This is a genomic window from Paenibacillus sp. FSL H7-0703, assembly GCF_038003485.1.
GTDB classification, from domain to species: Bacteria; Bacillota; Bacilli; order Paenibacillales; family Paenibacillaceae; genus Paenibacillus; species Paenibacillus polymyxa_B.
In genome coordinates this window covers 1,420,386-1,440,477 of record NZ_JBBOPF010000001.1, presented here as the reverse complement: position 1 = coordinate 1,440,477, position 20,092 = coordinate 1,420,386, and the positions used below count along the sequence as shown (strand labels likewise).

Here is a 20,092-nt window from a genome sequence, read left to right as displayed (position 1 = left end):
TCTTTGGGCCCGGGTTACTATTCGCTTTGTTTCTTTGGTATCCGAAGTCATCAACCATGCATTGCGAGCCCCTTTTCGTGGCACAGGATATACAGAATCATAATACAATTATAGCTTCTATAAGGTATTTTGACCTCTATTACTCACTTGTTTGCGCTAGAGTGAATAATGAATTTTGGGGAATCTGTTGGATTTATGTAAAGGAGAGGTTGGTATAAAATAGATATACATAATTAATAGTAGATACATAAAGAGTGAGGGAATAACGATGATTAAATTAAAAGATGTAGGCAATTTCGAGGTTCTTCCTGAGATAGCGATGCATATCGTTCAAGGCAATATATCCGCTTTACGCCAAGCGCTGACCGAAGGCTGGGATATAGAACAAGGAATCGTACTCAGCAAATATACGACATTAAGTCCATTAGATATTACACTCATCACTGAGCAAATGGAAGTCTTGAAGCTACTGGTCGATGAGGGGGTCCAACTTAATGTGAAGGATAATCCCGCATTCCTGAAGGCTGTTCGCTATGGTACCGAAGAGATTGTCCGTTATGTGGTCGCCCATGGCGCCAAGCTGGACGGTAAAAATCATGTCAAATCCGGTGCTTATGAGCAAGCCTACTACGGTAACAAAAGTAATATGCTGCTTATCCATGAGCTGGGCCTCGATATGAAGCAGCATGCTGGAGCAACACTCCGCAGCGCAGTTAGTAAGCATGACCTAAAAACAGTAGCATTACTATTGGAACATGGCGTAGATATTAATTTCAATGCCCCTAATATGGTATATCCTTATAAAGCCACGTCTTTGACAGTGGCGGCACGCAACAACGATTTTGCGATGGTGAAATATTTGGTTCAGCAAGGCGCTGATGTGACGCTGGCAGAAAAAGATGGAGAACGGGCATATACAATTGCACTAAGTAATAAAAACGTAGAAATGGCTGAGTATTTAAAGTCTGTAGAGCCTCCGGCATTTCATAATCTGGAAAATAAACGACATGCTTTGAAAAGCTACAAGCTTCCGAAGGATTTAATAGCCTTTCTGACGGGGGATCAGCTCCGTGTGAACCTGCCAGAAAATGATCTTGATATTCAATTTGTTGAGTTCTTCTCATTCATAGATACGGTTGAGATGAAGGTAGGTCGGCAAAAGCTGTTGCGTCTGTCTCTAAACGTAGACAATTACTCGGATATCATATTGGTGTGGAATCCGAAGCAAAAGTGTCTGGGTTATTATGACGAGGAGCATCAGGAATATGCGGATATGTGCAGCTTTGCCGAGTTTCTTGCACAGCCGGAAGATTATCTGGAGAAGATTATTGAGGGTGAATATTTATCATAACAAGGTGAGCCATGAATGCGGTACGCACGCAGTCATGGCTCTTGTTATTTTAAAATACAGCGCTAGTGTACACAGGTGCCTAATGCTCATCAGGAATGGTTACGCATGAGCTGAATGAGATTTAGAGTAGCGGTAGATAGGGGTTCGTTCTTACGGGTACAGATGGCGATTGAATTGAGAAGCTGGATGTCTTCTACATATACCCGGCACAGTTCGCCACGTTCTACATATTCACGCACGACCAGTGAGGACACAAAGTTGGCACCATATCCGGCAATAACTGCGGTAATCGCCTCATGCAGCCCTGTGAAGTTTAGGGTGACCTGGGGGGTGGGGGCATTATAGGTTCGACATAAGGAAAATAATCTCTCCCGTGTCGAGCTCCCCTTTTCACGCATAACAAAGGGTTCATGCATCATTTCCAATAAAGAAACCTGCTGATTTGCATACCGATGATCTGGAGCTACCACGAACCACAATTCATCACGAAATAATTCTTCAGTCTGAATCGTATCGGGATACTGCTCAGGCAGTCCTCCGTAGATAGCCAAATCCACTTCTATATTTAATAGCTGCTGCAAAGCATCGTTGGAATTTGTAGTGTTAATCGTCATTTCAACATGTTCATATTGTTGTTTGAATTTTGCAATCCAGGCCGGAATGAGAAAATGAGCCGGTAAATAAGTAGCCGCTAGCCGGATATGACCATGGGCTCCATCACGATAATCTTGTGAAAATTGTTCGATTTGCTGTTCGACAGCAAAGAGCCGTCTGGCGAGTACAGCAAGTTTTTCACCAGCATCCGTTAAGGCAATCCCTCTTCCTAGCGGCATGAGCAGTGTGAGAGATATTTCTTTTTCAAATTTTTTAATCTGGGCGGTAATCGCAGGTTGGCTAATATTTAAAAGTTCAGAGGCACGTGTCACACTCCCTGTAGAGGCGACCACGTGAAATAAGCGTAATGCATGCAGGTTCAAGACCATTCTCCCTTTCCGACAGATTCATATATGTAGATTATGAATAGAGCAAAAACATATATTATTTTTATAATAATAATTCATTTACAATCAAATTGTAAGTTAATCCAAAGGAGAGTGGAGCGAATGAATCAAACGAACACGTGGGATCAAGTAGACCAGTATATCTCGGAGTGTCTCATTCCGCATGATGCTGTCTTGGAACAAGTATTGGCCGCTAATCAAAAGGCGGGACTACCTCCGCATGATGTATCCCCTAATCAGGGAAAGCTATTAAATATCCTTGCTCAAATGCAGGGAGCGCGACGTGTGCTGGAGATCGGTACTTTGGGAGGCTACAGTACAATCTGGTTGGGAAGGGCGTTGCCGGAGGATGGAGAAATAGTTACGCTGGAAGCCAATCCGATCCATGCTAAAATTGCCCGGTCGAATATATCGTTGGCTCAGTTGGATGGAATAGTGGAACTTCGGGAGGGAGACGCTTTAGAGCAGTTAGCACAGATGAAAGAGGAGAGAGTTGACCCCTTTGATCTTATTTTTATCGATGCGGATAAACCCAATAATCCATTTTATCTGGATTGGGCACTTCGCTTCTCACATCCTGGCACCGTTATTATCGGTGATAATGTTATCCGTGAAGGAGAAGTGGTTCAAGCTTATAGCACAGACCCTCGTGTGCAGGGAGTAAGAAAGTTTTATGAGATGCTAGCTGAGGAATCAAGAATTACAGCTACAGCTGTCCAAACCGTGGGGAGCAAGGGGTATGACGGTTTCGTCATTGGAATCGTTAAGGGCTGAACGCTGAGCATCTCGATTGGCTAAACACAAAGGGGAGCAATCTTCGTGTTTAGCCTTTTTCTGAGTAGTAGAGAAGGTGGGGACGAATTGTGCGCATAATGGTAAAATAGTACTGATGGAAGCTTTAGAACGTTTTTGAACGTTTACTGCTGAATTCCTATGTAAGAAGAATGAATTTACATAAAAGTAGATGTATTTTCTTTAAAATGTAAACGCAATCATGATGATTGGAGCAGGAATTCACCATTTTGTAAAAAAATGAATTAGAAATGAATTTTTTTGAATCTTTTTGGAGAAAAGTGATTGTTTTTTGTCAAGTTTGTGGTACGATATGAACAGTTGGGGGAATGATGATGCTGACGGAAGAAAGATACAAGTTAATAATACAGCGCTTACAAGAATGTGGTGTTGTAAAGTTGCAAGAATTGGCTGATCTGTTGGGAGCTTCTGAGTCAACGATTCGGCGTGATTTGATAGATCTTGAGGGCCGTCAGTTGCTCAAGCGGATTCATGGCGGGGCAACCTTGCTGAATCAGAAAAGTCAGGAACCTGGCATGGAAGAAAAAACATTCAAAAACGTTCAAGAAAAAAATGCGGTGGCCCGTATAGCAGCCAAAGAAATTTTGGATGGCGAATGTATTTATCTGGATGCGGGAACAACAACGATGGCGATGATTCCTTACATTGAAGCTAAAGACGTGACGGTCGTGACGAATGGACTATCCCACGTAGAAGCACTGGTAAGCAAAAGAATCAGAAGCTATCTACTGGGAGGGATGATGAAAATTCATACCAAAGCCGTAATCGGGAGTATTGCCCTACAAAATTTGGACAATTTTCGATTCGACAAGTGCTTTCTAGGAACGAACGGGGTGGATATGGAAATGGGGTATACAACTCCTGATCCCGAAGAGGCGCTGATCAAGCGACGTGCTCACCAGCTGTCTGGCAAAACGTATGTGTTAGCCGATTCCAGCAAAATTGGAGAAGTAACCTTCGCCAAACTGTTCGAGCTCAAGGAAGCTATACTTATTACTGAATCGATGCCAGAACGGTCACGCCGATCCATCGCTCAGAAAACTAAGATAATCGAGGGATAACAATGATATATACAGTAACGCTGAACCCTTCCATTGATTATATCGTGGAAGTTGATGATTTGAAGCTTGGTGATTTGAACCGGATGAAACGTGATTTAAAACTGCCAGGTGGTAAGGGGATTAATGTATCACGTGTACTGAACCAGTTGGGAGCAGATAGCACGGCGATTGGTTTTCTCGGAGGATTCACAGGCAGGTTTATCGACGATACATTGCGGGAAGAATCCATTAAAACTGATTTTGTAATGATCGAAGATGACACACGGATTAACATTAAGCTCAAGCATGGCGATGAAACGGAAATTAATGGTTTGGGACCTGCGATTCGTGAGCAAGAGGCCGATGCGTTGGTGCAAAAGCTGGCGGGACTCCAGAAAAATGACATTGTCGTCTTGTCGGGAAGTATTCCACCGTCACTTGGAGGAGACTTCTATGATCGGCTGATTAGCGTATGCCAGCAAACTGGAGCTGAATTCGTCATCGACACCACAGGTGAGGCGCTGATGAAGGCACTGGTTCATAAACCGCTGCTCATCAAGCCGAATCACCACGAGCTGGCTGAGTTGTTTGGCGTAACGATTCATTCAAAGGAGGAGATCGTCACTTACGGTCGTAAGCTGCTGGAAGCAGGCGCAAAAAATGTACTGATTTCCATGGCAGGAGAAGGGGCTTTGTTCATTACGGCAGATGAAGTGTATCACGCAAATGTACCAGCAGGTACGGTGAAAAATTCTGTAGGCGCAGGTGATTCAATGATTGCTGGATTCGTGGGTACGCTGGCTCTTCATGGCGATCCGATCGAAGCATTCCGTGCAGGAGTGGCATCCGGAAGCGCAACTGCGTTTTCCGATGATCTGGCTACTAAAGAGAAGATTGAACAATTACGGCCGCAAGTCACGATTTCAAAACGGTAATCCATCTGCATCATGAGCTTATTATGCGTGTGTCAACACGCTGATCGAACTTAGGAGAGTGTGAAAAATGAGAATAACAGACCTGATGATTAAAGAAACGATGATCATGGACCTGCAGGCGACGACAAAAGACGAGGCGATTGAGGAGCTTATCGCTAGTCTCGAAGCAAGTGGACGTATTAATGACCGTGCCTTGTTTAAAGAAATGATTTACAAACGTGAAGCAGAGTCTAGCACTGGAATCGGCGGCGGCATTGCGATGCCGCATGCCAAGACCAAAGCCGTAAATGAAGCGACTGTCGTTTTCGCCAAAAGCAGTAAAGGCGTAGAATTCGAATCGTTGGACGGTGAGCCGGCAAAAGTGTTCTTTATGATTGCCGCTCCAGAGGGAGCAGCAAATACGCATCTTCGCACACTAGCAGCGCTTTCCCGGCTTTTAATTGATACCGATTTCATCGACAAACTGATGAATACGCAAACACCGGATGAAGTATCCGAGCTGTTTGATACCAAGCAGGCGGAAGAAGAAGCAGCCAAGAAAGCAAAAGAAGCAAAGAAAGAGGCTGCCAAAGCACAGAAAACGCCGGATGTTATCGTTGGTAACCCGAATTCAGACGAGTTTGTGGTTGCGGTGACTGCCTGCCCTACAGGCATTGCGCATACGTTTATGGCTGAAGACGCTCTCATTAAGAAAGCGACAGAAATGGGTGTTAACATCCGGGTAGAAACGAATGGCTCGGAAGGTGCGCAAAACGTACTGACAGCGGATGAAATTCGCCGTGCCAAAGGTGTAATCGTTGCTGCTGACAAAAAGGTTGAAATGGCCAGATTTGACGGTAAACCTGTATTGCAAAGACCGGTAAGCGACGGTATCCGTAAATCTGAGGAACTGATCCGCAAAGCGCTGAACGGCGATGCCCCAATTTATCGTAGTGAAGGTAAAAGCAGCGCTGAAGAGTCGAAAGCGGAGAAGAGCAGCGTGGGCAGTAAAATCTATAAGGATTTAATGAACGGTATTTCTCATATGCTGCCATTCGTTGTAGGCGGGGGGATTTTGTTAGCAATTTCCTTCTTGATTGAGCAAGTGGCAGGAGAAGACAATGCATTGTTCCAACTGTTGCAGACAATTGGCGGTGGAACAGGTGCGTTCCACTTCCTGATTCCGATACTGGCCGGATTTATCGCGATGAGCATTGGAGACCGCCCGGCATTGATGCCAGGTATGGTTGGGGGTCTGATGGCTGTAAACTCTAATGCAGGCTTCCTTGGCGGTCTGGCAGCTGGTTTCATGGCTGGTTATGTGGTGATCTTCCTGCGTAAAGCTTTTGCAGGTCTGCCAAAAGCACTGGATGGTTTAAAACCAATCTTGTTATACCCTGTATTTGGACTTCTAATTTCAGGCGCGATTATGTTCTACCTGTTCGATCCAATTTTCGGTGGTATTAATACGTGGCTTGTTAATGTTCTGAACAATTTGGGAACAGGTAATGCAGTTATTTTGGGTCTGATCCTGGGCGGAATGATGTCGATCGACATGGGTGGACCTTTTAACAAAGCAGCTTACGCATTTTCGATCGGTGTCTTTACTTCCAGCGGTAACACGAACGGTGCTATGATGGCGGCTGTTATGGCGGGTGGTATGGTACCTCCGCTGGCGATCGCATTAGCTTCGACGTTCTTCAAAAATAAGTTTACTGAGCAAGAGCGCAAGTCTGGCTTGACGAACTATGTACTTGGATTGTCCTTCATTACGGAAGGAGCCATTCCATTCGCAGCTGCCGATCCTCTGCGTGTCCTGACCTCTTGTATTGTAGGTTCAGCGATTGCTGGTGGTCTGACGCAGTTCTGGCAAATCAATCTTCCAGCTCCACATGGCGGGATTTTTGTAGCAGCTCTTGCCAATCATGCTTTGCTGTTCTTGCTTGCAGTCGTGATTGGCTCCGTGATTTCCGCGCTCATTCTGGGACTGTGGAAAAAACCGCTCGAAGCGAAATAACGGGTATGTCAAGAGTATAAAAATTAAAAGAGGGCCATATTTCCTTAGGCCATCAAAATATAGTAAAGCCGCTAAACATCAGGTTTCTGAGTGTTTGGCGGCTTTTTCTTTATGCAAAGGTGTCGGCTTTGCCTATATAGCTTAATTAGTAGTTATTGCATTGGAGCTATAACCTAAAAAGCTCCTTAACCAGCTGTATAAATAGCTTTCGGGCCGAAGACATATACTGCTGGTGATGGTTGTTTTGTAGCAGTCCAATAGGAATATTCGGGTCTGTTAACTGGAGGGGGACGGTGACCAGTTCCTCCGGCAAAGGCATTGACGATACAACCACTCCAACTGATGGAATCGTTTTTACAAATGTGGCGATCGACGAGATTTGACTGACAGTATAAAAAAACGGCATCGACGGAAAGCGTGAAAGCTCTTTCTCCAGTCGTATATGGTACAAGCAGTTCTTACCTCCGACGATAAGCGGGTACTCGTACAGATCTTCGAGATAAAGCTCAGTTTTTACCGCAAAAGGGTGATTACGGGACACAATAAAGGCAATGTGTTCGTGATATATGGGTTCAAAGTGTAAGGAAGGAATCGAGTGAGGTTCCCCGGAGATTGCAAAATCCAGCTTACCGTCCACCAAAGCATTTGCGAGTGCATCCGTGTTTCCAACTGTAAAATGGCACGTAATATTCGGTTTATGCTCTCGAAACTGCTGCAGAACCAAGGGCAGTACGGTAGCCGCCACCGTTTCAATCACACCGATATGGAGCGTGCCAATCTCCTCCTTTTTTAGAGACTTCGCCTGGTCCATTACAAAATTCCAATGCTGAATAAGCCCGTTTATCTCCTCGGCATATAGTTTGCCTGGGGACGTTAACTCTGCATCCCAACCCCTTTTAAAAAGCTGAAATCCCAGCTCTTTCTCTAGCCTCTGGATTTGGTTCGTGACTGTAGACTGAGCGTAGTTTAATTTGGCAGCAGCTTTTGAAAACGTTCCTTCTTCGATTATGGTACGAAATGTAGTTAATTCTTTCAGATCCACGCATGTTCATCTCCATCGGTAAAATTGAATATATTTATGATTATTTTCAATTATACAGATGAAAATAAGAGGAGTACAATCATCTTATCCCAGCGAATAGGAGAGATGAACATGCCATTTGTACGAATTGGCTACATGGAGCAGCAATACACAGAGCAAGAGTTGCCTTGGATTAGTCGCTGTATCATGAATGCTTTGATCGAACATTTTCAGGTTCCGGAAAAAGATTACTTTCAGGTTTTTCATGCTCATAAGCTAAGCGAGTTTTATTATAGTCCCGATTATTTGAATGTATCCAGAACAGACAAGCTGCTGTACATCCAAATTACAATGGGATCGGGTAGAACTACGGAACAAAAAAAGAGTTTCTACCAAAAGTTAGCGGAACTCTTATCTATTGAATGTAAGGTTAGACCGGAGGATGTATTTGTGACACTGGTAGAGACTGAATTAGAGGATTGGTCCTTTGGCAACGGACTTGCCCAGATGATTGTATGAAGCATAAATTGATCAGATCGAGTGTTCGGGAAACCATCGGTGATTTTGCTCCCGCTTTTGTAGGTTATACGGAGGATGTTCTTTTTGGAGATGTATGGAGAAGAAGTGAGCTATCTCTCAGAGAACGGAGTCTCATTACAGTTGCCGCTCTGGTAGCGTGTGAGCATGTAAATCAACTTCCTTATCATCTGAAACTGGCCAAGGAGAACGGAATTTCGGAGGAAGAACTGGTTGAGGTCATTACACAGCTTGCCTTTTATGTAGGATGGCCCCGGGCAGCCTCAGCTATTCAGGTTGCCAAAGAGGTGTTTTGCAAAGGGAAAGAGAGTTAAGCGTGAACCTAAAAACTGCTAAGCGCAAGGAATTCCGAGTGTTTAGCGGTTTTTTGGCATGATTGTGTTGTTATTCTGCCTTGAAAGCGGTATAGTAAGAGTAATTGAATGAGGGGTGAAGTGCCCTTCGGGATTGTTACTGGTAAGCAGGCGATACCCAAATAATGACTAATTGATTTAGTCGTTATTTGGTTTTTTTTGTTATTACAAACTTTGTCATTACATCAATGAGGTGAGCAGATAAATGATCATCCGGCAAATTTTTAACAACAATGTCATCCGAGCCGAAAATCAGGTGGGTCATGAATTTGTTGTCATCGGGAATGGTCTGGGCTTTAAAAAGAAAAATGGCCAGAGGGTCGATGAGGAAAAAATAGAAAAAACCTTTGTATTAAAGTCCGATAAAATTCCACAAAAATTAATAGATCTTATTGGGGAAACATCCGTAGAGTATTTAAAGGTGGCGGATGAAATTGTAGGCAGCGCAAAAAAGGAAATGGGAGATATTTTTAGTGACAATATCTATATTTCTCTGATTGACCATATTCAATTTGCCATCTCTCGATACAGAAAATCCGTGGGACTTAAAAATTCACTGTTATGGCAAATTAAAAAATTTTACAAAAAAGAATTTATGATCGGAATGAATGCATTGGACATCATCCATGCTCAATTTGGCATCCAAATGGATGAGCATGAGGCCAGCTTTATTGCTATGCATTTTGTAAATGCAAGACAAGACGGCCAGGGTATGAAACAAACGGTTGAGATTACCGAGGTGATTGATGACATTTTCAACATTGTAACCGATTACTATCAGATTACACTGGATGAAACTTCGTTCAATTATTCCCGGTTTATTACTCATTTGCAGTACTTTGCCCAAAGATTGCTGAGCAATGAACAAGAACAACTAGCTTCAGGGGATAATTTCTTGTATGACCAAGTCAAAGATAAATACGAGAGGGCTTTTCAATGCACCCAATTGATCAATCAATATTTGGAATTAAAGCATGAAAGTGCTATGTCGATTGACGAAAAAGTGTATTTGACGATTCATATACAGCGTGTAACCTCCAGAAACGATATGGCTACTTCTTAGAAAAAAAGCTTGCAAACGATTTCTAAGTGATTTATAGTAGGCTCACAACTTAAATATAAGGATTGTTACTGGTTAAGCAGGCGATACCTAAATGAATGGCAGTGATCATTTTCTTTGATCATATAGGCCTTTCGTTTAGGTATTTTTTTGTTTTCAGGCAATCTGCCCAAGAGGAGAATGAACATGGACCATAAGAAAATGGGCGAGGACATCGTACGTCTCGTTGGAGGAGAAGAAAATATCAATGGGCTTGTCCACTGTGCTACACGACTCCGATTTGACCTGAAGGATTCACGAAAAGCCGAAAGAGAAGCGCTTGAGAAGCACGAGGGGATCATTACAGTTGTTGAAAGCGGCGGACAATTTCAAGTTGTTATTGGCAGCCATGTTGCCTATGTATATGCGGAGATTATGAAAAACAGGGATTTTGGATCGAATTCCCCTGCCAGTGAATCCAGTGGTAAAAAAACATCGGTCATATCCACAATCTTTGAAGTCATTTCGGGCAGTTTCTCCCCGTTGATTCCGGCGATGGCGGGCTCGGGAATGATAAAAGCACTCCTAACGGTTTTGACCTTGCTGGGATGGATGTCTGCAACAAGTGATACCTATCTGATTCTGTCTGCTGCAGGGAATGCTGTGTTTTACTTCTTGCCTATTTTGCTGGGGATTACGCTTGGTATAAAGCTGAAGGCGAATCCTTATGTAGCTGGTGTGATCGGTGCGGCTCTCATGGAACCCAACTTTACGGGGCTGATGGACAAAGGCGCTGATGTATCGTTTTTAGGAATACCGGTGGTCATGATGAACTACTCCGCCAGTGTTTTCCCGATTTTCATATCCATTAGCATCTATGCGTTGGTGGACAAGTTTTTGAAGAAGATCATTCTTAAGGATTTACAATTGTTTTTAGTTCCGATGCTGGCTTTAATGATTATGGTTCCGCTATCTGCGATGGCTTTTGGACCTTTCGGTACAGGGGTAGGAGATTGGATTTCTTCAGGTGTGACATGGTTAATCGGTGTAAGTGGCATTTTGTCAGGGATTGTTCTTGGCGGTTTTATGACCTTTATGGTCGTCTTCGGACTTCACTGGGGTTTTACACCTATTACGATTCAAAATATCGGTGTTGGTGGTGATCCGATTGAGGCGATGGCTGCAGCAGCTGTATTTGCTCAAATTGGTGTCGCATTTGGTATCTTCCTGAAGGCGAGAAAAGATAAAACACTTAGAACTCTTGCCGGTTCCACGAGTATTACAGGATTGCTGGCTGGTGTGACAGAGCCGATTGTGTATGGTCTGGTGCTTCGTTATAAACGTGTCATTCCGATTGTCATTATCGCAGGCGCTCTTGGCGGAGCTATCAATGGACATTTTGGGGTGAAAATGACGGCTTATGTGTTTCACAACATTTTTGCGATTCCAGTGTATACGCCAACCTTGGTTTACGTGATTGCCATTGCCTGCTCATTCGCGGCAGCAACCGCACTAACCCTTATTTTTGGGTATGAAAGCAAGGTGAAGGGGGAGGCCCCAGAAACAGTTGAATCCGTGAAAACAGCAGAACCAGAACCAGTTGCTACAGCAACCAAGGCCGTTGATATCAAGAAAGAAACGATATACAGCCCGATCACAGGCAGGATCATACCATTGAGTCAAGTGAATGATTCTGCATTTTCTACAGGGGCTATGGGAAAAGGGTTAGCTATTGAACCGTCTGTGGGTGAGGTTGTAGCGCCAATAGATGGAGTCGTAACCTCGCTGTTCCCCACAGGACATGCCATAGGATTGACTTCCAATGCGGGTACAGAGATATTAATTCATATCGGAATTAACACCGTTGCGCTGAAAGGGAAGCATTTTAATCCAGTGGTTAAAGAAGGCGACAGCGTGAAACAGGGCGATTTGCTAATCCAGTTTGACAGGGAACAGATCATAGAAGCAGGATACGAAATCGTAACGCCTGTCATCGTCACACTCACGAAACATAAAGTGGATGTATTTGAGACAAATCAGGAGCAGATTCAAAAAAATGAAGTATTGTTAACCTTGGTTGTGTGATACTGGCAAGCATCATCATTACACACATAAATTGCGAACATCAGAAGGATATAACTATACTGGAGGGACTAGATCATGAAACATAATCAATTGAAGGCATTTCCTGAAAATTTTTTCTGGGGAGGTTCCACTTCTGCTTATCAAGTAGAGGGTGCATGGGACGAAGATGGAAAAGGACCCTCTGTCATTGACATGGCTAATCACGTCGAAGGGGTCACTGATTTTAAGGTAACCAGTGATCATTACCATATGTTCAAAGAAGACGTAGCTCTGATGGCTGAAATGGGCTTTAAAGCATATCGTTTCTCTATTGCTTGGACACGTATTTATCCCCAGGGCGCAGGTGAAGTTAATCAGAAGGGAATCGCGTTTTACAGCTCATTAATTGACGAACTAATCAAATACGGGATTGAACCGATTGTTACTATGTATCATTTTGATCTGCCTTATGCTCTTGAACAACAAGGCGGTTGGTCGAAGAGGGAGACGATTGATGCCTTCGAACAATATGCTAAAACATTGTTTGAGAACTTTGGAGACAGGGTGAAATATTGGTTAACCATTAATGAGCAGAACATGCTGATTCTCCATCCCGGTTCTATTGGCACATTAGATACAAGTCTGGAAAATCCGCAAAAGGTACTGTACCAACAAAATCATCATATGTTAGTCGCGCAGGCGAAAGCGATGGTATTGTGCCATGAAATGCTACCTGACGCGAAAATTGGACCAGCGCCGAATATCGGGGTTATCTATCCAGCCAGTTCCAAGCCGGAAGATACACTGGCGGCTGATAACTATGCAGCGATTCGTAACTGGCTCTATCTGGATATGGCTGTATTTGGCCGTTACAATCACATTGCGTGGAGCTATTTGGTCGAGAAAGGCTATGAGCCTGTCATTGAAGAAGGGGATATGGACATTTTAGCGAAGGGAAACCCGGACTTTATCGCATTTAATTATTATACCTCTCAAACCGTAGGAGAAAGTTTAGATGACGGAAATGATTTTTCACATACAGGTGATCAGCATGAAATTGTGGGTGAACCTGGAGCATATCGAGGTTCCGTCAACCCCAACCTGCAAACGACGGAGTTTGGTTGGGAGATTGATCCGGTCGGTTTTAGAACCACATTACGACAAATTTATTCTCGCTACCACTTGCCTTTAATCGTAACAGAGAACGGCCTGGGCGCTTTTGACAAGCTTGAAGAAGGGGATGTAGTGAATGATCCTTATCGTATTGACTTTTTCAAGAAACATATCGAGCAGATTCAACTGGCTATTACAGACGGTGTAGAAGTATTCGGCTTCTGTCCGTGGTCTGCGATTGACCTTGTTAGTACCCATCAGGGCTCCAGCAAACGTTACGGGTTTATCTATGTGGATCGTGAGGAGTTTGATCTCAAGGATCTGCGTCGTATTCGTAAACAAAGCTTCTATTGGTATCAAAAGCTGATCTCCACAAACGGTGAAATTCGTTAATTAAAGTATCATAACTAGAGCACCTCCCTGAATGGAAGATTTTCATTTAGGGAGGTGTTTATATTTTTTAAACCTTAGGGGGAGAGGTTGATTTCATTTAAGCAACAACTATCCCTTTTCCAGAAGTGTGATTATGTATTATATAATAGAAGAAACACAAACGGAAAGGACATCATGCATTGACCTTACAACAATTAAAATATGTCATTGAGGTTGCCAATCGTGGCTCCATGAATGAGGCTGCGAAGCGGTTGTTCATTTCCCAGCCCAGTCTGTCGAACGCGATTCGCGATTTGGAGGAAGAAATTCATATCACCATTTTTGAGCGTACCAATAAGGGAATTTCTTTGTCCAAGGAAGGCGTGGAATTCCTCGGTTATGCACGTCAGGTCGTTGAGCAGGCGGAGCTGCTGGAAAGTCGCTATCTGGATGCCAAGCCTTCACCACAGCATTTTGCTGTGTCCACGCAGCATTACGCTTTTGCTGTAAATGCATTTGTGAATCTGGTGAATCAATATGGTCAAGAAGAGTATGAACTGGCTTTACGAGAGACCAAAACCCATGAAATCATACAGGATGTCAAAAGCCTGCGCAGTGAGATAGGAATCCTGTATCTGAACGAATTTAACGCCAAGGTCATTAACAAGCTGCTAAAAGATGCGAATCTGCAATTCAATAGCCTGTTTACGGCCAAGCCACACATTTTTATCAGTGCCAATAATCCGCTATCCCGACAGTCTATCGTGACCATTGATCAGCTTCATCCCTATCCGTATCTGTCCTTTGAGCAAGGGGAGTACAATTCCTTTCACTTTTCCGAGGAGATTCTCAGTACGTTGTCACATCCCAAAAGCATTCGTGTCCATGACCGGGCGACCCTTTTTAATTTGCTCATTGGCTTGAACGGCTATACGATTTCTACCGGGGTGATCAGTGCGGATCTGAACGGTAACGACATTATTTCCGTCCCTCTGGAATGTGATGAGTCTATTAATGTGGGATGGATTTGCCATAAAAACGCTGCGCTCTCCAAGCTGGCTACCGTCTATGTAGAAGCGTTGCATGAGGCGATAGGGGAATAAAAGGTTGGGTATAGCCTTAGGCTATAACTAGCTATAGTTTATTGGAGTTACCTTATAACTGAAAATGTATGTTATCTTTCTTACAAGAACTTCACTATAGAAGCGAAAAAGGAGATAACCCTAATGAGCAGCATCCTTGACAATGCATCCCAACGTAAAGTCACCCCTTTTAGACATGATATGGTCGGCAGCTTTTTGCGCCCGCAAGCGATTAAAGACGCCAGAATTCAATTTCAAAATAATGAAATCTCTGCGGACGAGCTGAGAAAGATTGAAGATAACGAAATTATCAAGCTAGTGGAAAAGCAAAAATCCGTAGGACTTCAAGCCGTGACAGACGGTGAATTCAGACGCTCCTGGTGGCATCTTGATTTTATGTGGGGTCTGGACGGTGTGGAAAAGGTACAGCTTTCGAACGGCTACCAATTCCAAGGTGTGGAAACAAGAGCGGAAACCGCACGCTTGTCCGGTAAAATCGGACATTCCCGTCATCCTTTCATTGAAGATTTCAAATTCCTGAAGCAAGTAGCAGGTGAGGATGCCATCGCGCGCCAAACGATCCCGGCACCTGCACAGTTCCTAGCCGAGCTGTTGCGCGGAGAGAATAAAGAAACAACCGATACGTATTACAGCAATCTGGATGAACTGGTGACGGATATCGCCAAAGCCTACAAATCCGTGATTCAAGCGTTGTACAATGAGGGCTGCCGCAGCTTGCAACTGGATGATTGCACATGGGGGATGCTCTGTGATAAAAACTATTGGGAAGCTAGACAGCATGCAGGTGAAGATGTGGAAGATACCAAAAAGCTGTTTGCCCGTGTGAATCAGGAAACGGTGAAGGATCTCCCAGCCGATTTGGTCGTAACGACCCACGTATGCCGTGGTAACTACCATTCCACCTGGGCATCTTCTGGCGGCTATGAGCCTGTAGCCGAAACCCTGTTCGGCATCGACAACATCGACGGCTACTATCTCGAATTCGACACCGACCGTGCAGGTGATTTCACACCGCTTAAGCATCTGAAAGATCAAAAGCAGGTCGTACTGGGCCTCGTTTCCTCCAAAACGGGTGAACTGGAAGACAAGCAGACGGTCATTAACCGCATTAAGGAAGCGACTCAATTCGTCGACATCAACCACATCTGCCTCAGCCCACAGTGCGGCTTCGCTTCAACAGAAGAAGGCAATATTCTGACAGAAGAGCAGCAGTGGAAAAAGCTTGCCTTCATTAAAGAGATTGCGGACGAGATTTGGAAGTAAGGTTTGGTTTAGGATATTTAAAAGGTTCTATTAGTTAAGGATATTTTATTGAAAAACACGTCATATATGGACGTGTTTTTTGATCTTTACAAGATTAGGTGGGGGTTTTCTTTTGATTGAATTCTATAACATAAACAACATGGTCATATGGTTTCGCTAAACTGATGGCGGGAAACTCTAAAAAAGCATAATCTCTGAGTATCCTAAAAAAGGCTAAGACTCTTTTATGTTTGTCCACTTCCTATTTACAACTCTTGCATACAATGGATTGTAGAATGGTATTAAGAGGGAGTGACAAAAAAATGAGTCTTTATTTTCGAAACAGCACCAATTCTACCGTACAGGTAGCCATTTTCTATCACGCGAGTAGGTGTGGGTTTGTCTTTGTGGGACAAACGGGTATATTGTCTACCTGGTACCGTCTGGCGCCTGGTCAAACGAGGGAAGTTGTTACTGGCAATGTAGGGGATAGAACAATATATTATTACGCTGAGAGCGTATCAAGAAATCTTGTGTGGTCAGGTAGTTTTCCCATACATGTTCCTAATTATAACTTCAGTGGATGTTGGATCTGGAATATTAATGGTAATCTATGCAATAATTGCAGAAGAGTTGGTTTTAAAACACTTAACATCCAACGCGGTTTCGTGAACTTTACAGTCAACCTTATTACAAATAGTGCTCAAAGAAAAACGAAGCTAAAAAATGTTCGTATGGTATTGCCCACAAAAAGGGTAAAAAGAAAATCTAAATTGAATGACCGCAAGAAACTACCTAGAAGCCAATAATTTCATAATGGCGGGAAGTCCTTTGCAATTTCGTATTCGATTCGCGCTTTTATATAAGAAACTTGAAATTAAGTTAATACTGGATATATATATGTTATTTTAATGTTCGATAGGGTATTGAACTTACGTAAAACAATAGTGCAATAGGAACTGCCTTGTTAACTAAAGGTGGCTCCTTTATTTTTGCTAAAAAATCCTTTTAATTTGTAATCTCCCGTATCACATTCCTCGCCAAGCGTACTTTCTCTGGACTCGATTTTTGGAGTATTTTTACGATTTCTTGTATATCAGTTTCATGTTTTGTAACCTTAATATCCTCATTTACATAAGCAAAAAGCTGAATCAAATTAACATCCAGTGCATTAGCAATTTTAGCTATATTTATTAAAGATACGTTTTTTTCTCCACGCTCAATCTGCCCTATGTATGAAAAATGGAACTCACCTTTTTCCCCAAGCGACTCCTGAGACAATCCTTTTTCTTTTCGCAAAGCACGTATTCTGGCACCCACTAATTTAAGAACTTCTTTATCTTCCATCGTCTACACCTCACTATTCTAAAAGTGTAGACAAGATATCCAAATGAAAACATTGAATAATGAATATAATAAATAATAATAATATCTATAAGTATTATTTTAGAGTATAATAAGACTAATATTGAAATTCTCTGGAGGAATAGATATGAAAGAAGCTCCTTCTACCTTTATTTCAAGTCCCACTCAACCGTCCAGACCCTCACAACACCTACATCATTCAATAACGGATTTTAAAACTCTATCCCAATACCACATGAAACTAGCCCAAATCCTGTACAAGCACAATCAAGTCCAATGCTGCATTATCCTATGTGACTGGGCTTTGACCTCCATGTTAAAAGCACTATATATGAAAGAAAACAACAGCCGTTTCCCTCCCGGATTACTGTCTATGACTGATCTGCTGCACTTATTACATACCGAAACCAACCCGGGATTGGATGTTGTTGTATTTATAGGCACCACTCAATTTCTTTCATCCCAGTTAGAAACCCCGCTCCTTCAAAAAATGAAGTACAAGGATGTGAGCAGGTTACTGCGAAGAACGGACGACATTCTCTGCCAGTTGTCATCCAGAGTCATTAGCGATCTATCTCAAACGTATCAGTCCATTTTCTGAGTAGTCCTTCCATGGCAAATAAACTTGCCGATTCGCCCTGTCGTTATCCGCTTTTCTTCATACGATAAGAGTAAGCTTTAACGCAAGGAGGGATTCAGACATGGGTGAAGTAGGTTACGGTGGAGCATGGACATCCACAGGAGCGATTTTGGTATTGTTCATTTTGTTGGTAATTATTACTAAGTCTTTTCTGATCTAACAGCAGGTTAGCATCGCTTAAATCCACAAATCGGCCTTCTTTCACGACATCGTGAGGGAGGGCTTTTTATGCAGAATAGGTGTTAGCCCAACATGTTGTCTGGCCCTGCAAGCATTGTTATACTTTACATACAGGGGGATTTTCCCTCAAATATATGGCAATACGGATAGCGTAAGACGTGGAAAAACAGAAATTCGTTGACCAAAATCAGGAGGATCGCATGATGAATATGGCAAGCAGTCCATTTCAATTTACGACAGACACGGCGACTCTTTGCTTATTTGATACGCAAGCTCTTAAGCATCGTTTGGACGATGATCCGGATTGGTGGTCCATCGAAGAGGACGAGCTGGGCGAGTTGAATGCGGGAAATGTAGCTTTTTTGAATCTGGGAGCCGACGGGACCTATGAGGTTTTGATGACAGATCATATTGACAAGCCTGCTGTACGACTGTTTTTGAAGGTTCCCTCAGGCAACCTATTTATTGGAGCAGGGGAGGAAGCCACAAGTGGTGGACTGGAGCCTGAATGCGTATGGGGAGGGACGTTCCTTTCTGTGCAACCGGGATTTTATGAATGCTTGGCGAGCAGAGAAGACAATCGTATTTATCTTTCTTTAAAAAAAGGAAGCGAAGGCAGCAATAGCTTTACAGGTCTGATTCGATTGTAGGTTGCAGGCAACCCGTAGCGGCCCATACAAGCCGCCTGAACAGGTGGAAGCAGGAACATCCGAAACCAGGAAAATGGATAAAAGGCTATCCCCACGGCTTACACATCCGTGAAGACAGCCCTTTATCTGTCTATTGATACTTTACAATAATGGCATTGCTGATTTGGCGGCCGGGTGTGGTGAGGTAGGAGCCGTTGTAATACAGCCCGCTGGAAGCACCGCCGTCCAGATTCATGGCTTGATAAGCGCCGGCCTGCTTCATCATTTGGGCGAGCTGCGGTATAGTCGCTCCACTTGTGGTTAGGAGGATTAGCTTATGATCCCGACTTATCCCGAGTGCGCTGCGGGCGCCGCCGCCTGTTAATATTTTAGGGTCCTTGAAGCCTTCGGCTTTGACATTTAGGGAAACCTGACCGTTCGTGACCAGACGAGGCCCGGCTTGAAGGGCACCTTCGACACTGCCTTGGCTTAAGCGTTGTTCAAAGGCAGAACCCGACATTAGCTCGGATAAATGGTTGGCATCGTAGGTGAAGACCGTCCGTTGGTCGCCGGAGCTTTTTTTCAACATCTTTCCATGGCTGACCAGATAGCCGTAAGGCGTTTTGTAGGAACTTTTGGTATAGGCGTCAAAGAATGTACCATTGATGGCTACAACCGCTTGGTTACGTTTGGCGAGACTACTTAAGTCTTCCACTTTACCAATGGAATCGCCTGCCAGTGCCACGTCCAGGCTTACCTTGGGATGGAGCATAGAGATGGTGACCACCTTAGCGGAAAATGTACGAGACCCGACCTTGAAGCTTTTATGAGCTGTCGTAATGGGTGTAGTGTTTCCGGGTAACTTGCCAGTATGTACCGGAAGCGTGACGGACTTTGCACCTTGCTTAATGCGTACAGCTGAGGTTTCCTTTTGCCATGAGACTTGCAGGTTTAGATATTGGCTGATGAACTGCAAGGGTACATAGGTCGAACCATTATCGGTAAAAGGAGCATTTTGCAAACGGACCGTTTGATCGTTCACTTTGGCAGTAGATTTCCCGGCAAATAGGGTGATCCGAGTATTGCCTTGCGCAATTTCTATTTTTTTGTCCGCTGCCGTCATGTTGAGTGTGATCCCTTCATAGCTGTTCAGAAGACGAAGCGGGATGAAGGAGTGGTTACTCTGGTCCACATAGACCAGCATAGGTGCTGGGGCAGCAGCGTAGATCGGGGATACCAGTAATAGCAAAGACAGGATAACAAGTGCGGTGATTCTTTTCATGAATAGATCAATCTCC

General features: G+C 43.6%; 20 protein-coding genes. 16 read left to right on the top strand and 4 right to left on the bottom strand.

What is annotated here, in order from left to right; translation table 11 throughout:
* The first annotated feature begins 268 nt into the window (after positions 1-268).
* On the top strand, positions 269-1,351 hold the full coding sequence (locus MHB46_RS05920; protein ID WP_341161834.1) for an ankyrin repeat domain-containing protein: 1,083 nt from the start codon (positions 269-271) through the stop codon (positions 1,349-1,351).
* An 89-nt stretch (positions 1,352-1,440) separates the two neighbouring features.
* Here the strand turns inward: MHB46_RS05920 and MHB46_RS05915 are convergent, their stop codons facing one another.
* Positions 1,441-2,328: a LysR family transcriptional regulator gene (locus tag MHB46_RS05915; protein WP_341161833.1), complete on the bottom strand. Its 888-nt coding sequence runs from the start codon at positions 2,326-2,328 to the stop codon at positions 1,441-1,443.
* Between the two features lie 126 nt (positions 2,329-2,454).
* Here MHB46_RS05915 and MHB46_RS05910 point away from each other — a divergent pair, with 126 nt between their 5' ends.
* From MHB46_RS05910 to MHB46_RS05895, 4 genes are all read left to right on the top strand, one after another.
* Positions 2,455-3,126 (top strand): O-methyltransferase, encoded by a 672-nt coding sequence (locus MHB46_RS05910; RefSeq protein WP_328802266.1) that lies wholly within the window; start codon positions 2,455-2,457, stop codon positions 3,124-3,126.
* 353 nt (positions 3,127-3,479) lie between these two features.
* Complete coding sequence (locus MHB46_RS05905; protein ID WP_023987941.1) at positions 3,480-4,226, top strand: DeoR/GlpR family DNA-binding transcription regulator; 747 nt, start codon at positions 3,480-3,482, stop codon at positions 4,224-4,226.
* A gap of 2 nt (positions 4,227-4,228) precedes the next feature.
* Positions 4,229-5,140 carry a 1-phosphofructokinase gene (gene pfkB / locus MHB46_RS05900; RefSeq protein ID WP_254349388.1) on the top strand — a complete coding sequence of 304 codons (912 nt, stop codon included), beginning with the start codon at positions 4,229-4,231 and terminating at the stop codon, positions 5,138-5,140.
* Between the two features lie 67 nt (positions 5,141-5,207).
* Entirely contained in the window at positions 5,208-7,136 is a 1,929-nt protein-coding gene (locus MHB46_RS05895; protein ID WP_165175946.1) for a PTS fructose transporter subunit IIABC, read from the top strand.
* Positions 7,137-7,302: 166 nt separating this feature from the next.
* Here MHB46_RS05895 and MHB46_RS05890 read toward each other — a convergent pair whose 3' ends face one another.
* Positions 7,303-8,178 carry a LysR family transcriptional regulator gene (locus tag MHB46_RS05890; protein ID WP_341161832.1) on the bottom strand — a complete coding sequence of 292 codons (876 nt, stop codon included), beginning with the start codon at positions 8,176-8,178 and terminating at the stop codon, positions 7,303-7,305.
* Positions 8,179-8,289: 111 nt separating this feature from the next.
* On the opposite strand from MHB46_RS05890, the gene MHB46_RS05885 reads away from it, so the two are divergent.
* The 8 genes from MHB46_RS05885 (at position 8,290) to MHB46_RS26205 (ending at position 16,789) form a co-directional block, all read left to right on the top strand.
* Entirely contained in the window at positions 8,290-8,676 is a 387-nt protein-coding gene (locus tag MHB46_RS05885; RefSeq protein ID WP_341161831.1) for a tautomerase family protein, read from the top strand.
* Complete coding sequence (locus MHB46_RS05880; protein ID WP_209941581.1) at positions 8,673-9,008, top strand: carboxymuconolactone decarboxylase family protein; 336 nt, start codon at positions 8,673-8,675, stop codon at positions 9,006-9,008. Before MHB46_RS05885 ends, MHB46_RS05880 begins: the two co-directional genes overlap by 4 nt.
* A gap of 244 nt (positions 9,009-9,252) precedes the next feature.
* Positions 9,253-10,110 carry a BglG family transcription antiterminator LicT gene (gene licT / locus MHB46_RS05875; protein WP_341161830.1) on the top strand — a complete coding sequence of 286 codons (858 nt, stop codon included), beginning with the start codon at positions 9,253-9,255 and terminating at the stop codon, positions 10,108-10,110.
* Between the two features lie 183 nt (positions 10,111-10,293).
* Complete coding sequence (locus MHB46_RS05870) at positions 10,294-12,171, top strand: beta-glucoside-specific PTS transporter subunit IIABC (RefSeq protein WP_341161829.1); 1,878 nt, start codon at positions 10,294-10,296, stop codon at positions 12,169-12,171.
* Positions 12,172-12,246: 75 nt separating this feature from the next.
* Positions 12,247-13,656 carry a glycoside hydrolase family 1 protein gene (locus MHB46_RS05865; protein WP_165175934.1) on the top strand — a complete coding sequence of 470 codons (1,410 nt, stop codon included), beginning with the start codon at positions 12,247-12,249 and terminating at the stop codon, positions 13,654-13,656.
* Between the two features lie 179 nt (positions 13,657-13,835).
* A complete protein-coding gene (locus MHB46_RS05860; protein WP_023987954.1) occupies positions 13,836-14,738 on the top strand; it encodes a LysR family transcriptional regulator in 903 nt (300 codons plus the stop codon).
* A gap of 123 nt (positions 14,739-14,861) precedes the next feature.
* The gene (locus MHB46_RS05855) at positions 14,862-16,001 is read left to right on the top strand and encodes a 5-methyltetrahydropteroyltriglutamate--homocysteine S-methyltransferase (RefSeq protein WP_341161828.1); all 1,140 of its coding nucleotides are present in this window, start codon (positions 14,862-14,864) and stop codon (positions 15,999-16,001) included.
* Between the two features lie 263 nt (positions 16,002-16,264).
* Positions 16,265-16,789, top strand: coding sequence for a DUF1036 domain-containing protein (locus MHB46_RS26205; protein WP_445667607.1), 525 nt, complete (start codon positions 16,265-16,267; stop codon positions 16,787-16,789).
* A gap of 199 nt (positions 16,790-16,988) precedes the next feature.
* Here the strand turns inward: MHB46_RS26205 and MHB46_RS05850 are convergent, their stop codons facing one another.
* Positions 16,989-17,327: a helix-turn-helix domain-containing protein gene (locus MHB46_RS05850; RefSeq protein WP_341161827.1), complete on the bottom strand. Its 339-nt coding sequence runs from the start codon at positions 17,325-17,327 to the stop codon at positions 16,989-16,991.
* 349 nt (positions 17,328-17,676) lie between these two features.
* Between MHB46_RS05850 and MHB46_RS05845 the strand changes: the two genes are divergently transcribed.
* The 3 genes from MHB46_RS05845 (at position 17,677) to MHB46_RS05835 (ending at position 18,815) form a co-directional block, all read left to right on the top strand.
* Entirely contained in the window at positions 17,677-17,946 is a 270-nt protein-coding gene (locus tag MHB46_RS05845; RefSeq protein WP_341161826.1) for a hypothetical protein, read from the top strand.
* Between the two features lie 100 nt (positions 17,947-18,046).
* Complete coding sequence (locus MHB46_RS05840) at positions 18,047-18,145, top strand: hypothetical protein (RefSeq protein WP_014599622.1); 99 nt, start codon at positions 18,047-18,049, stop codon at positions 18,143-18,145.
* A gap of 220 nt (positions 18,146-18,365) precedes the next feature.
* Positions 18,366-18,815 (top strand): DUF6386 family protein, encoded by a 450-nt coding sequence (locus MHB46_RS05835; RefSeq protein WP_165175926.1) that lies wholly within the window; start codon positions 18,366-18,368, stop codon positions 18,813-18,815.
* A 130-nt stretch (positions 18,816-18,945) separates the two neighbouring features.
* Here MHB46_RS05835 and MHB46_RS05830 read toward each other — a convergent pair whose 3' ends face one another.
* Positions 18,946-20,076 carry a phosphodiester glycosidase family protein gene (locus tag MHB46_RS05830; protein WP_341161825.1) on the bottom strand — a complete coding sequence of 377 codons (1,131 nt, stop codon included), beginning with the start codon at positions 20,074-20,076 and terminating at the stop codon, positions 18,946-18,948.
* Between the last annotated feature and the right edge of the window lie 16 nt (positions 20,077-20,092).